This window comes from Gemmata algarum (assembly GCF_034097035.1).
Classification (GTDB): Bacteria; Planctomycetota; Planctomycetia; order Gemmatales; family Gemmataceae; genus Gemmata; species Gemmata algarum.
The window spans coordinates 18,748-32,541 of record NZ_JAXBLV010000235.1; the positions used below are offsets into that span (position 1 = coordinate 18,748).

At 73.4% G+C, this 13,794-nt stretch carries 11 protein-coding genes; 3 read left to right on the forward strand and 8 right to left on the reverse strand.

All coding sequences use genetic code 11. From position 1 onward, the window contains the following. Positions 1–8 precede the first annotated feature (8 nt). On the forward strand, positions 9–608 hold the full coding sequence (locus R5W23_RS29930) for a hypothetical protein (RefSeq protein ID WP_320689552.1): 600 nt from the start codon (positions 9–11) through the stop codon (positions 606–608). A 59-nt stretch (positions 609–667) separates the two neighbouring features. After that, positions 668–2,269, forward strand: a complete 1,602-nt coding sequence (locus R5W23_RS29935) for a bifunctional aminoglycoside phosphotransferase/ATP-binding protein (RefSeq protein ID WP_320689553.1) — start codon at positions 668–670, stop codon at positions 2,267–2,269. A 161-nt stretch (positions 2,270–2,430) separates the two neighbouring features. Here the strand turns inward: R5W23_RS29935 and R5W23_RS29940 are convergent, their stop codons facing one another. The 8 genes from R5W23_RS29940 to R5W23_RS29975 form a co-directional block, all read right to left on the reverse strand. Beyond that, positions 2,431–3,918, reverse strand: a complete 1,488-nt coding sequence (locus R5W23_RS29940) for a hypothetical protein (protein WP_320689554.1) — start codon at positions 3,916–3,918, stop codon at positions 2,431–2,433. After that, on the reverse strand, positions 3,915–5,210 hold the full coding sequence (locus tag R5W23_RS29945) for a DUF1501 domain-containing protein (RefSeq protein ID WP_320689555.1): 1,296 nt from the start codon (positions 5,208–5,210) through the stop codon (positions 3,915–3,917). Before R5W23_RS29945 ends, R5W23_RS29940 begins: the two co-directional genes overlap by 4 nt. Before the next feature lie 128 nt (positions 5,211–5,338). Further along, complete coding sequence (locus tag R5W23_RS29950; RefSeq protein WP_320689556.1) at positions 5,339–6,898, reverse strand: EF-hand domain-containing protein; 1,560 nt, start codon at positions 6,896–6,898, stop codon at positions 5,339–5,341. After that, positions 6,895–8,181, reverse strand: a complete 1,287-nt coding sequence (locus R5W23_RS29955; RefSeq protein ID WP_320689557.1) for a DUF1501 domain-containing protein — start codon at positions 8,179–8,181, stop codon at positions 6,895–6,897. The genes R5W23_RS29950 and R5W23_RS29955 overlap by 4 nt, the downstream gene beginning before the upstream one ends. Positions 8,182–8,240: 59 nt before the next feature. Beyond that, positions 8,241–9,158 carry a DUF1559 family PulG-like putative transporter gene (locus R5W23_RS29960; protein ID WP_320689559.1) on the reverse strand — a complete coding sequence of 306 codons (918 nt, stop codon included), beginning with the start codon at positions 9,156–9,158 and terminating at the stop codon, positions 8,241–8,243. A gap of 14 nt (positions 9,159–9,172) precedes the next feature. Beyond that, complete coding sequence (locus tag R5W23_RS29965) at positions 9,173–9,619, reverse strand: hypothetical protein (protein WP_320689560.1); 447 nt, start codon at positions 9,617–9,619, stop codon at positions 9,173–9,175. Further along, complete coding sequence (locus tag R5W23_RS29970; protein WP_320689561.1) at positions 9,616–10,563, reverse strand: DUF1559 domain-containing protein; 948 nt, start codon at positions 10,561–10,563, stop codon at positions 9,616–9,618. Before R5W23_RS29970 ends, R5W23_RS29965 begins: the two co-directional genes overlap by 4 nt. A gap of 15 nt (positions 10,564–10,578) precedes the next feature. Then, a complete protein-coding gene (locus R5W23_RS29975; protein ID WP_320689562.1) occupies positions 10,579–12,069 on the reverse strand; it encodes a DUF1553 domain-containing protein in 1,491 nt (496 codons plus the stop codon). 871 nt (positions 12,070–12,940) lie between these two features. Here R5W23_RS29975 and R5W23_RS29980 point away from each other — a divergent pair. Further along, positions 12,941–13,794 (forward strand): serine/threonine-protein kinase (locus tag R5W23_RS29980; RefSeq protein ID WP_320689563.1); only part of this gene is annotated, 854 nt, incomplete at its 3' end.

A 13,794-nucleotide genomic window follows, 5' to 3' on the forward strand; every position in this document is an offset into this window, starting at 1 on the left:
GGCGAGCGATGAACCCCGGCGGCACCCCGCGAGCGCACATCGACACCGCGTGGCTCCTCGGGCTGGTGCGGAACCAGACCGACCGCCGGCTGCGGCTGGTCGCGTGCGCGCTGTGCCGCGCCATCTGGGACGAGCTGTCCGCCCGCGCCCGGGAGGCGGTCGCGTTCGCCGAAGACCTGGCCGACGGCGGCGGGACGGACGCGGCCCGGCAGCACCACTTCGGCCACTTGCGCGCCGAGGGCGGCAGCAACGCGCTGCGCCGGGAGCTGTGGCTCCCCGCCTGCACGGTCGTCGAAGCGGGCCGCTCGGCCGCCGAGTTCGCCATCGGCTCCGGGGTCGCGCCGGAGGTCGAGATCGCCGTCATCTACGACATCTTCGCGGCCGCGTTCCGGCCGGTCGCGCTCGCCCCGGAGTGGCGCACGGGCACGGTCACCGCGCTCGCGCGGCAGATATACGAGTCCCGCGACTTCAGCGCCATGCCCATCCTCGCCGACGCCCTTCAGGACGCCGGGTGCGACAGTACCGACATCCTGCACCACTGCCGCGACGCGAGCCAGCCCCACGCCCGCGGGTGCTGGCTCGTGGACGCCGTTCTCGGGCACACGTGACGCGCCCCGGCGTGGTACACTCCGGGTACGCGGCCCCTTCCGCGCCCGGAGCTGAACCGATGGACCTCCCGCACCTGATCGACGCGCTGGCGCGGCCCGCGGCGTACCCCGACGCGGTCGAGGCGGTCGAGGTGTGCCAGACGCACATCTCGGTGGTGTTCCTCGCGGGCGAGCACGTTTACAAGCTCAAGAAGCCGGTCGCGCCCGGGTTCCTCGACTTCACCACGCCCGACAAGCGGCTCCACTTCTGCCGGGAAGAGGTGCGGCTGAACCGCCGGCTGGCGCCGGACGTGTACCGCGGCGTCGTGCCCGTCACCCGCACCGCCACGGGGCTCCGGTTCGGGGGCGGGGGCGAACCGGTCGAGTGGGCCGTGAAGATGCGCCGGCTCCCGAACGACGCCACACTCCTCGAACGGCTCCGGCGCGGGGGAGTCGGTGAGGCGCTTGTGGTGGCGCTCGCGGAGCGGCTGGCGGCGTTCCACCGCGCCGCCGAAACGAACGACCGGATCGCCGCGTTCGGCACGTTCGCCGCCGTCGCGCGGGCGGTGCGCGACGTGTTCGCCCGCGCCGAGGCCCACGCCGCGAAGGTGCTCGCGCCCGGCGTCTTCGCGCGCGTCCGGGCGCTGACGGAAGAGGCCCTGGCGCGCCTTCAACCGCTGATCGACGCCCGCGCGGCCCGCGGGGTGCCCCGCGACTGTCACGGCGACCTGCACCTGGACCACATTTACCACTTCCCGGACGCCGCGCCGCCCAACGATCTGGTGGTCATCGACTGCATCGAGTTCAGCGAGGCGCTCCGCTGCACGGACCCGGTCGCGGACGCGGCGTTCGTGGTGATGGACCTGGCGTTCCGCGGGCGCCGCGACCTCGGGCGGGCGTTCGCGGACGCCTACTTCCGCGCGTCCGGGGACGGGGAGGGGCGCGCGCTGCTGCCGCTGTACACCGCGTACCGGGCCGCCGTGCGCGGGATGGTTGACGAACTGCTGCTCGCCGAACCCGAAGTGCCGGCGGCCGAATGCGAGCGGGCCGCGGCGCGGTCACGCGCCCACTGGCTGCTCGCACTCGCGGAACTGGAAACGCCCGACCGGCGCCCGGGGTTGCTGCTCGTCGGCGGGCTGCCGGGGTCGGGTAAATCCACGCTCGCGCGCGAACTCGCGGCGGCCGGCGGGTTCGAGCTGATCCGCTCGGACGTGGTCCGCAAGGAACTGGCGGGGCTCGCGGTGAACCGGGCGTCGCCATCCGAAGAGCGCGCCGCGCTCTACGCCCCGGAGCGAACCGACCGCACCTACGCCGAGTGCCTGAGCCGGGCGGAAACGCTCCTGCGCGCAGGGGGCCGCGTCATCGTGGACGCGACGTTCCGCGAGGAGCGCCGCCGGCGCGAGTTCCTCGATTGCGCCACGCGGCACGGCGTACCGGGGGCGGTGCTGGTGTGCGCGGCGTCGCCCGAGACGACGCGCGCCCGGCTCGCGGCCCGCACGGGCGACGCCTCGGACGCGGACTGGCACGTTTACGAGCGACTGGCGGCGCGCTGGGAGGACCCCGGGCCGGACGTGAGTCGCGTGCTCGCGCACGTTTCGACCGAGGGGGCGCCGGCGGAAGCCGTCGCACTGGCCCGGGCCGCGCTCGCACGCCTCGGGCTGCTCGGCGCTGAGGCACGCTGAGACACGGTCCGATTGCCGGTATCGGCTTCGGATTTGGCTTTGTGGCACAGACATTCCTGTCTGTGCGGCGCGATAAGACCGCACAGACAGGAATGTCTGTGCCACAAGAGACAAAATCAACCAACGCGGGCTGCGCGTCAGGGCTTATTATCAGATCGGTGTCACTTCTTCGGGTTCGCCTTCCCGGCCTCTTCGGCGCTGAGCAGCCCGTCCTTGTCGAGGTCGAGCGTGTCGAACACCGCGGCCGGGCCGGTGAACTCGCGGCGCGACACGTCCCCGTCGCCGTTGCGGTCCATCGCCACGAACCACGCCGGGCCGCCGCGGGCGCTCGCCGCCAGCGTCCGCGGGTAACCCAGGCTCGCCGCACACAGAACCCCGCGCGGCACCTTCGCCGGGGCCACCGCGCCGCCGGCGACGCACCCCGCGGCCTTCAGCCGGTCCCACGCACCGCGCAGCTCCCGCACCGACAGCGCCCCGTCGTGGTTCGCGTCGAGCAGCTCGAACAGCCCGGCCCCGTCGAGGACCGTGAGGAAGACCTGCCCCCGCATGATCTGGGCTTGCAGGTCGAGCCACCCGTCGAGTTCCTTACGGTCCAGGGTGCCGTCGCCGTTGCGGTCGGCGATCGGCGCCAGCCACCCCAGCCCGCCGGCCGCCCGGCGCCCCTTGGGTGCGTCGGCCGGTTCGGGCGCGTCCAGTTGCGCGACGAACTGCTTGCGCGCGGTCGCGGCGGCTTCGCTCGCCTTGCCCGGAGCGGCCCAGCCGTCCACACGAACCGCGGTCCCGGCGAACGCGAGCCAGTCCGACGCGCTATCTTTGTCGGACAGATTCACCACCCACGTAACGTCGGCCGCCTTCTGGCGCCACGCCGCCGCGTCGGTCACCTTGTGCCGCGGGTCGCGGCGGGCGACCTCGGCGGCCCAGTTCGCGTCCTTCGGGTCGGCCGGGAGCAGCACCAGCGGCAGAGCCGCGACCGCCGCGGGTTGCCCGGTTGTGCCCGCGCCCGGCGGTGACAGGAGCAGCGCGCCCGCGGCGCCCGGGTACACGGCCTTCGGCACCAGTTCGCCGGCGCCGATCAGCTCGTCGTCGTTCTTGTCGAGCACCTTCAGCACGTCGGCCGCGGCCCGCCACTCCGCTTCGCTCACCTTGCCGTCGGCATTTGTGTCCAGGTGCTTGACCAGCGCCGCGGTCAGGTCGCCGCTCGCGGGCAGCTTACCGGCGCCGACCTGAACGTTACCCAGCCCGTTCGCGCGGTAGTACGCCACCAACTCGTCGAGGCTCACCTTGATGTCACCGTTGCGGTCCAGGTCGGCGAGCGCCAGGGCCGGTCCGGTCGGCGGCGTGAACCCGCTCCCCAGCGATTGGCGCAGCGCCCGCGCCGGGGGCAGCAGCGCCACCTCCTTCGCGTCCAGGGCGCCGTCGGCGTTGCGGTCGAAGTACGCGAACAGCTTCGCGAACGTCTCGTCCCAGATCGCGGAGACCGGGACGCCCTCGACTTCGGCCCGCACCTCGATGCGCCGGAGCGTGTCGCCGTCGAGCAGCGCGAACCCGACCGGCACCCCGGCCGGCTTGGCCGCGCCCGGGTCGGCCGCCGGGCACAGACCGACGGCCGCCAGCCCCAGAACCAGCGCGCCGAACGTGAAACGGGTCACAGCAGCTCCTTGATCGGTTTGCCGCTCGGGTCGGCCAGCCGGATGGGCCGGCTCACGTTCGACATGTTCTGCTTCATCGGGTCCAACCCGACGGCCTTCATCACGGTGGCGACGAGGTCCGCGGTGCGGGTCGGGTCGCTCTCCACCTGCGTGCCGTCTTTGCTGGTCTTGCCGACCGCCTGCCCGCCCTTGACGCCGGCCCCGGCGAGGGCCACGGCCCAAGACGCGGGCCAGTGGTCGCGGCCGGTCTGCCCGTTGATCTTCGGCGTCCGCCCGAACTCCCCCTGGCACACCACCAGGGTGCTGTCCAGCAGCCCGCGGTCCTTGAGGTCGGCCAGCAAAGCGGAGAACCCGGTGTCGAGCGTGGCGGAGAGCGCCTTGACGCGGTCGAAGTTGTTCTGGTGGGTGTCCCAGCCGTCGAGCGTCACCTCCACGAACGGCACGCCCCGTTCCACCAGCCGGCGGGCGAGCAGGCACCCCTGACCGAACAGCCCGCGGCCGTAGGCGTCGCGCACCTGCGGCGTCTCGTCCTCGAGCCGGAACGCCGCGGCGGCCTCCGGGCGCATCAGCCGGACGGCGCGGTCGGTCGCGGCGCGCATCGTCTCGGCCACCGGGTGCGCCTTCCCGGGCGCGAAGTCCTTCTCCAGCCCCGCGAGCAGGTCGAGGCGCTTCACCTGCGCCTCCGTGCCGAGGCCGGCCGGCGGGTCGAGGTCGGCGACGCGCAGGTCGGCGTTCGCCGGGCCGCCGCGCTCGCGCTCCCCGCCCACCACGAACGGCGCGAACCGCGGCCCGAGGAACCCGCCGCCGACGTCCGATCGGCCGCCGACCGCGACGAACCCGGGCAGGTCGGCCTTCGGGTCGTCGAACTCGTGCGCCACCAGCGCCCCCAGCGCGGGGAACTGGATCGCGCCTTGCGGGGTGTACCCGGTCAGGCCCACGACGCGCGCCCGCTGGTGGTCGCCCTCGCGGGTCGCCATCGACCGCACGACCGCCAGTTCCTTGCCGAGCTTCGCGAGCTTCGGCAGGTGCTCGCTGATCTTCAGCCCGGGTGCGGCGGTGGCGGCCTCCCGGAACGGGCCGCCGTTGTCGTGGCCCGGCTTCAGGTCCCACAGGTCGATGGTCGCGGGGCCGCCGTTCATCCACAGCAGGATGACGGACTTGTGCTTCTTTGGTGCGCGGGCGGCGTCGTCGGCCAGCGCGCCGAGCCACCCGGACTGTGACACGCCGACCGCGCCGGCGGCCGAGAGCCGCAGCCAGTCCCGGCGCGACGGCCGAACACGCAGTGAGAACATTAGGGCCTCCGGTGAGCGAGCGAATTCAGGTCGAGCCGGGTGCGGGCGGCGGGCACCGGCATTATCACGGTTCGGCACCGCGGAAGCGATGCGGAACCCGCCCCTGGCAACCCTTTGCCCTGGGGCGGTCATTTTTTAACCGCGGCGCCGGCCTCGCGGGCGTCGAGGAGGCCGTCCTTGTCGGCGTCGAGCGTGTCGAACACCGCGGCCGGGCCGGTGAACTCGCGGCGCGATACGTCCCCGTCGCCGTTGCGGTCCATCGCCACGAACCACGCCGGGCCGGGCCGGGCCGGCTTGCCCGGGGACGACTTCGGGTGCCCGCGGCTGATCGCGGCGAGCAACTGGCGCGGCAGCTTCGCGCGGTCGAAACGGCCGTCGGTCACGCACCCCGCGGCCGTCAGCCGGTCCCACGCGCCGCGCAGCTCGCGCACCGACAGCGCCCCGTCGTGGTCCGCGTCCAGCAGCTCGAACAGCCCGGCGCCGTGGTCGATCACCGTCAGCAGCACGTGCCCCCGCGCGATCTGGTCCTGGAGGTCGAGCCACGCGGTCAGCTCCGTGTCGCTCAAGGCGCCGTCGCCGTTCCGGTCGGCCGCCGCCGCGAGCTGCTTGAGCGTCCCGGCCTTCGGCGCCGCGAGCTCCTTCGGGTCGAGGCGCGCGTTCGCGTCGGCGTCGGCCTCGGCGAACTGGGCGGCGTACCGCTTGCGCGCGGCGGCGACCGGTTCGGCGAGTTTCCCCTCGTCCGACCGGAGTTCGAGCCGCACCGCGCCGGCGGCGTACACGAGCTGGCCGCTCGCGGGGGGCTTCACGTCCCCCGCTTCGACCGCCCCGCCGGCCAGCTTGCCCCCGCCGAACCGAACGCGCCACGCCACGGCGGGCGCATCGGCCCGCGCGCCGCGGAGCGCGTCCCCCGCGAACGCCGGCCGCTTTGCGGCTGCGCGCCGGGCCGCCGCGACGGCCTCCCAGCCGCGGTCCGCGGTGCGCAGCGGCAGCACCACGAACGGGAGCGCGTCCGCGACGGCGTCGGGCGCCCCGTTCGGCGCCGGGGCCGTCACCAGGATCGACCCGAGCGCGCCGGGGTAGGCGGTGCGCTCGACCAGTTCGCCGGGGCCGACCAGCTCGTCGTCGTTGGCGTCGAGCCTCTTCAGCGCGTCGGGGGCCGCCTTCACCTCCGCCTCGGTGAGCGTGCCGTCCTTGTTGGTGTCGAGGTGCTTCAGCAGCGCGTCGGTCAAGGCGTCGGTCGCCGGTGCCCTTCCGGCCCCCACGAGCACCCCGCCCAGCCCGGCCCGGCGGTAGAAGTCTGCGACCTCGTCGGGGCTCGCCTTGCCGTCCCCGTTGAGGTCGATGTCCGCCAGGGGCGGCGCGGCGCCGGAGAAGGGGGTGGACTGGCCCCACAGCACCTGCCGCAGCGCGAACGCCGACGGCAGCCGGGCCGCCTCGGTGGCGTCGAGGGCACCGTCGGCGTCGCGGTCGAAGTACGCGAACAGCTTCGCGAACGTGTCGTCCCAGACCGCGGGGACGGGCCGCCCGTCGATCTCGGCGCGCAGCTCCAGCCGCGCGGGCTTCTCGCCCCCGATGAACAGCAGTTCGAGCGCGTCGGCCCGCGGGCTGGGGGCGGGTTGCGCCGGTCCCGCGGGCGCGGCGCACAGGACCGCGGCCCCGACCAGCGCGACGAAAATGACCCGGTTCACAGCAGCTCCTGGATGGGTTCGGCGTCCGGGTCGGCGACCCGGATGGGGCGGCCCACGTTCGACATGTTCTGCTTCTTCGGGTCAATGCCGACCGCTTTCGCGACCGTGGCGATCAGGTCCGGCACCCCGCGCGGCTTGTCCTCGACCGCGGTGCCGTCCGCGCTCGTCCGGCCGACCGCCTGCCCCGTTTTCAGCCCGCCGCCGGCGAGGGCCACGGCCCACGACGCGGGCCAGTGGTCGCGGCCGCTCTGCCCGTTGATCTTGGGGGTCCGCCCGAACTCCCCCTGGCACACCACCAGCGTGCTGTCCAGCAGCCCGCGGTCCTTCAGGTCGGCCAGCAGCGCCGCGAACCCGGTGTCGAGCGTGGCGGAGAGCGCCTTGACGCGGTCGAAGTTGTTGTTGTGCGTGTCCCAGCCGTCGAGCGTCACCTCCACGAACGGCACGCCCCGCTCCACCAGCCGGCGGGCGAGCAGGCACCCCTGACCGAACAGCCCGCGGCCGTAGGCGTCGCGCGCCTTCGGCTTCTCCTGCTCCAGGTCGAACGCCGCCGCGGCCTCCGGCTTCATGAGCCGCACCGCGCGGGCGGTCGCGGCCCGGACGCTCCCCGCAACCGCCGACTCGCGGCCGGCGGCGAACTGCCGCTCGGCGCCGGCGAGCAGTTCGAGCCGCGCCCGCTGCGCGTCGTCGCCGACGCCGGCGGCGCGGGCCAGGTCGGGCACCTTTAGCCCGTCCTGCGGGGCGGTCAGCTCGCCGACCACGAGCGGGTCGAACTGCGGCCCGAGGAACCCGCCGCCGGACGCGGCGTTGCGCGCCGGCGCGACGCTGACGAAGTTCGGCAGGTCGCCGGCCTCGGCCCCCAGCTCCTTGGCGATGACCGCGCCGGCGGCCGGGTACTGGATCGCGCCCAGCGGGGTGTACCCGGTGCGCAGGAGGTAGGTGGCCCGCCCGTGGTCGCCCTCCTTGGTGGACATCGACCGCACCACCGCGAGGTCCTTGCCGAGCTTCGCGAGCTTCGGCAGGTGCTCGCCGATCTTCAGGCCGGGGGCGGCGGTGTCGATCGCCCGGAACGGCCCGCCGTTCGCGTGGCCCGGCTTCAGGTCCCACAGGTCGATGGTCGCCGGCCCGCCGTCGAGCCACAGCACGATGACCGACTTGGCGGGCTTCTTGGGCGCGCCGGCGGCGAGCGCGCGGAGCCAGCCGGACATGGACCCGGCCCCGAGGCCGGCGCCGGCCGCCGAGCGGAACAGCCCGCGGCGGGTGAGCGGATTCGTAAAGGTGCGCACCGGTGCTCCTGTGTGGGTAACGGAACTCAGTCGAGTACGAACGCCAGCACGCGCGCCGTTTAAAAGTCGTTCGGGCCGAGCACCTCGCCGCCGGCGATGCTCACCAGCGCGACCAGCAGTTCCTGGGACAGACCGGCCTTCAGGAACCGCGCCGAGCCGTCCACGAACAGGGCGTTCGCCCCGCCGGGGTGGAACCCGTAGATGCTGGCCCCGTTCGCGCAGTTCACCGCGCACGGGCCGAACTGCTCCTTGCCGTCGGCCGTGTACGAGCGCAGGTGGTTCCAGTTCGGCGCCGCCCACTGGCCGTTGAGCGCCGGCATCTGCGGCTTCCCCGACCGGTCCTCGGCCAGTTTCCCGGCGCGCCACCCGTTCGGCTTGTCCGCCATCTCGACCACCAGCAGCGTGTTGGCGGCGCCGTCCTGAACGTCCGACACGTGGATGCGGCGGGTGATCTTGCGGTGGTGCATCGCGCCCGGGTGCAGGTTGTTCTGGTCGTTGTTCTGGTAGTACGCGCCCGCGGAGCCGACGTAGTCCGTCGGGGCGGCCTTGAAGCTCCGCGCGGCGTCGTCGGGGTCCTGCGTGAGCACCCAGCGGTCCGGGTGCGGCGCCGCCGGGCACAGGAACGCGGGCACGCGGGTCGCGGCGGCGTCCCGGTTGCCGCCCGGGCCGGGCGTGAACCAGTCCTGGCCCGGGGCGTACGCCTTCGCCAGCTTCTCCTCGCCGATGTGGGCCAGGATCTCACTGTTCCAGCTCCCGCGCGGGACTTCGATGCGGTCGCGCGGCAGGTTCCCGTCGTGGGCCGCGGCGTACCCGGCCGCGCCCGTGCCGATCAGACGCAGGTGGTCGGCGCATTGCGCCCGGGCGTCGGCCGCCCGCACCTTCTGCACGGCCGGGAGCAGCAGCCCGGCGGCGGCCGTCCCCAGCGCGACGGCGGCCAGGAGATCGATCAGGGCGAACCCGCGAGTGAACCGCTTCACGCGCAACCCCTCCGTTACGGCAGGTCGATGTTGATGGTGTTCGGCTCGGGCCGAACGGTGTACTTCAGCTTCGACTTCTTCGGGTCGAAGTAGGCGTGCTTGAGCCGGTCCGGCGGGTTGGCGCCTTCCAACTCGTTCGGGTCGGGTTGTTTGAGCGGCACGTACAAGACGACCCCGTACTCGCCGTCCGGCGCGCCGTCGTTGAGTTCGTAGGTCGTCAGCTCGTAGTTCCCGTCCTTGTCGGCGGTGGCGCGAGACTTCCGCGCCGGCGCGAACGGCTCCCCCGCGGGGTAGAACGTCACCACCGCGAACGGCATCGGCTCGCCCTTGTGGGTCACGCGCCCCTTCACCGGGTACACCGGCAGCTCGTTCGGCCGCTTCGGCTTCCCGCACCCGGCGGCGAGGCACAGGACCGCACACGCGCCCGCGACGAGCCCGCGGGTCAACACGGTTCGTTTCACAGGCCGCCCTCGGAGATGATCTCCCCGTCCTTGAAGGTGATGAACCGCTTGATCGTTTCCGCGGTCGTGTTCTCGCCGAAGAACCGCACCGAGCCGTCGGCGAGGAGGGCGTGCGCGCCGCCGGTGTGGAACCCGTACAGCGCGGCCCCGTTGCGCTTGTTGACGATGTACGTGCCGAACTGGACGGTCCCGGTCGCGTCCCAGCCGCGCACGTTGTTGTTGTTCGGGTTGCACCACGCCCCGTTGTTGCTGTGCTGGTAGGTGGTGACCACGTCCGTGTTGTTGGTCACGCGCTGGCCGTTGATCCAGACGTTGGGCACGTCCGCGTTCTCGAAGATGATGAGCGTGTTCGAGGTGCCGTCGGTCACGTCGGTGATCCGCCGCTTGCCGATCGCCGCGATCCCGCGGATCGTGCCCTCGTACCAGTTCGGCGGGTCGGGCGGGGTGGACGCGACGTTCGTGTAGTAGAACCCTTCGGCGACGGTGTAGTCGGTGGGCGCGGCGCGGAAGCTGCCGCCGGTCACCTCCGGGTCGGCGATCAGCACCGCGCGCTGCGCGCCGGGGTTGGCCGGGCACACGAACACCTTGAGCGGGACCTGCCCGGCGGCCCGGTTCTGGCACCCGTTAACGGTCGCGGCCCAGGTCTGGGTCTGGTCGATCATCTTGTACACGTTGTCCTGCTCCAGGTACGGGAGCAGCAGCGTGGTCCAGCTCAGCCGGCGGTTGGTGCCGTCGTACTTCGGGAAGCAGTCCTCGTTGGCGCCGGCGTAGTTGTGGACCGCCAGCCCGATCTGCTTCAGGTTGTTCGCGCACTGGAGCCGGGCGGCGGCGGCGCGGACCTTCTGGACGGCGGGCAGCAGCAGCCCGATGAGGATCGCGATGATGGCGATCACCACCAGCAGCTCAATGAGGGTGAACCCGCGGCGCGGGCGGTGGGCTCTCACGGTGTCGGTCTCCGATTAGTGGTTGGTGCCGAACTCGCTGCCGTTGAGCAGCGCCCAGAGCACGTCCGCGAGCGCCGGGCCGGCGTCCGCGCCGCGCGCCAGGTGCTTGACGGCCGCCGCGGACTCCTCGGCGGTCGGCGTCCGCCCGAGCGCGGCGAGGTACAGCGCCTCCACCTTCGCCGCGGCGTCGAGGAACGGCGCGCCCGCCACCGCCTGGAGCGCCGGCGACGTGGCGGGGTCGGTCAGTTCGGCGGTGACGGCGCCGTTCATGAGGGCGAGGCTTTGCAGGATCGACCGCTGGGCGGTGCCGGCGCGCTCGACCCGGAACCGCTCGGCGAACCGCTTGCGCGCGGCCGCCGCGTTGAGCGGGTCCAGGTCGGTGCGGTCCGGCGGGAGGCCGGCCGCGACCCGGAGGCTGTCGTAGAGCTGCTCGCCGGTCAGCCCGCGGACGGCGGCGCGGGCGAACAGCCGCGGGTCCGAGCCGCCGCCCGCGGGCGCCACCGACGAGAGCTGGTACGCCCGCGTCTGCGCCAGCGCGGCGGTGAGGTGCTTCAGGTCGAAGCCGCTGTCGGCGAAGGCCGTCGCGAGTTCGTCGAGCAGTTCGGGGTGGCTCGCGGGGTTCTCGCCGCTCAGGTCGTCGAGCGGCTCCACCAGCCCGGTGCCGAAGAGCTGCGCCCACACCCGGTTGACGGCGTTCTTCGCGAAGTACGGGTTGTCCTTCTTCGTCACCCACGCGGCGAGCACGCCGCGGCCGGTGTCGGGCGCGAGGGCCGCGGGCCACGCCACCCGCTCCCCGGTCAGGAGCTGCGGGCCGAGCTTCGTGCCGGTGCCCGGAACGCCGATCTCGATCTTCTGAGCCTCGGCCCCGGCCTCCGAGGGGCGGGCGAAGAACGCCGCCGTTTCCCAGAACTGGTCGCGGGTCCAGCGGGCGAACGGGTGGTTGTGGCACTGCGCGCAGTCCAGGTTGATGCCCAGGAACGCGCGGGTGGTGTTGGCCGCGAGGTTCTCGGGCTTGAACTCGCTGGCGATCAGGAACGTCTGCGGGGCGCCGCCGGGGGCGCGCACCGCCGGCGCGGTCAGCAGCGCGCGGACCACGCGGTCGTAGGGGGCGTTGTCGCGCAACTGGGCGGCGATCCAGCCCTCGATCTCGTCGCCGCTCGCGGCCGGGGACTGCGGCACCCACTCGCGGCGCCAGAAGGTGGCCCAGTGACGGGCGTACCCGCCGGAGGCGAGCAACCATGCGACGAGCGCCGACCGCTTGCCGGCGCCGCGGTCCTCGATGAACGCTCGCGCCTCCGCGACCGTGGGGATGCGCCCGACCAGATCGAGGTACGCGCGGCGCGCGAACGCGGCGTCGGTGGCCGGAACCGCGGGCGCGACCTTCTCGGCCTTCCACCGCGCGGCGATGCGCGCATCGACCCGGGCCGCCAGCTCCGCGGGCGACGCCGCGCGCCCGGTTCCGTGGCTCAGCAGCAAGGTCAAAGCGGCGAGAACGGCGGGTCGCACGCGGGCGGGTCTCCGAAGGCGGATCAGGGTGAGCACCGCCGCAGGCACGCGCCCCCTCAGCGGGCGGTGCGAGCCGGGCGGGCCATGTCGCGGGCTACAGCGCACGCAAATGCAATTCGTGTACCGGAGGGAATTTGCCGACGAAACCACACCAAACGCATCGAGTCAGACAAACAACTGGACAAGCCGCGATCGCGGGTGGACACGTCGCGACCATGACTGAGGTGGGAAACGGTGTCCGGCCGGTCGAGTTGCCGCACGGGCAGGTGTGGACGCTCTCGGCACCGGTGATTGCCCCTTCCCGCCATCAGTACAGTAGGGGCGCTGTTCGGCGTCGGGCGCCTGGGCGCCAGTGTAACGGGGGTTACAGTCGCGAGGGCGGTCGTGACCGACGGATGCAAGGGCGTACACAGCGCCTGATACGGGTGTAACGGGGGGTTACAGTGCGGGTGCGGTCGTGACCGACAGGGCGCCGAGTGGACAACTGCTGGCGGCGAGCGGCCCAGGAGCTGGCGGTTTGCGGGGCCAGTCGCTACCCCGAAATCGCCCCCCACGACGGCCGATCGTGCTTCCGGGGAGCGCTCGGGTTCGGCCGGATTGTGTAACGCAAAATCTTGACGGAGTGGCGCTTATGGCGAATCGATCCGGTGCGGGCGGCTTCGCTTCTCGGGCCGAGTTCCGTGCCGGAGGGCTCGGTTCGTCGCCGCGCGGCCGTTTTGGAACTGCGGGCGCGGCGAAGGACCGGTTGTTCCGTCGGCCCGCGGGCGGGAAAGTCGTTCCGCCATTTCAGGGTGACGAGCGGCGCGCCCGCGCCGCCGCTTTCGGGTTGTAAAACAGTGACGGTGACCCGTTCCGCTGCCGGACCGCCTGAATGAGCACGCTCCCCGACGACCCCGCGCCGAACCAGACCACGCGGGTCTCCGCGCCGCCCGCGTACGCCCACGAGGGCGGCGCGGCGGTGCCGCCCCGGGTCGGCGACTTCGAGATCGTCTCGAAGCTGGGGCAGGGGGCGTTCGGGCAGGTGTTCCTGGCGCGCCAGGTGTCGCTCGGGCGGCACGTCGCGCTCAAGGTGGCCGACCGCGAGCTGGCCGACCGCAGCGAGGGGCCGCTGCTCGCCGGCCTGGAGCACGACCACATCGTGAAGGTGTTCTCCGCGTTCGCGGACCCCGACACCGGGCTGGCCGGGCTGTGCCTCCAGTACGTGCCCGGGGCCGACCTCGGGGTGCTGATCCGCCACCTGTACGACGGCGGCCGGCGGCCGGAGTCGGGGGCCGAGCTGCTGGCCGCGCTCGACCGGCTGGGGCGCGGCGACCCGGGGTTCGACCCGGCGGCGCTGCGGGACCGCGCGGCGCTCGGGGCGGACGACTTCCCGCAGGCGGTGTGCCGGCTCGGCGCGCGGCTGGCCGAGGCGCTCGCGTTCGCGCACGCCCGCGGGGTGCTGCACTGCGACATCAAGCCGGCGAACATCCTGGTCACGCCCTACGGGCGGCCGATGCTGGCGGACTTCAACGTGGCGTTCGACCGCACCCGGCACCGGGACGGGGTGCGGTACGGGGGCACGCTGGCGTACATGGCGCCCGAGTACTACGCCGCGATGGCCGGGCGGCCCGGCGGCGCCGCCGACGAGCGGTGCGACGTGTACTCGCTCGGCGTGGTGCTGCACGAGCTGGCCACCGGCCGGCGCCCGCCCCGGCCCGCGCCCCAGGAGCCCCCCGCGCACCCGCC

Excerpts from the sequence above, each read along its gene's own strand:
- R5W23_RS29930 (WP_320689552.1), top strand. The coding sequence starts at position 9 with ATGAACCCCGGCGGCACCCCGCGAGCGCACATCGACACCGCGTGGCTC.
- R5W23_RS29935 (WP_320689553.1), top strand. The coding sequence starts at position 668 with ATGGACCTCCCGCACCTGATCGACGCGCTGGCGCGGCCCGCGGCGTAC.
- R5W23_RS29945 (WP_320689555.1), bottom strand. The coding sequence starts at position 5,210 with ATGTTCTCACTGCGTGTTCGGCCGTCGCGCCGGGACTGGCTGCGGCTC.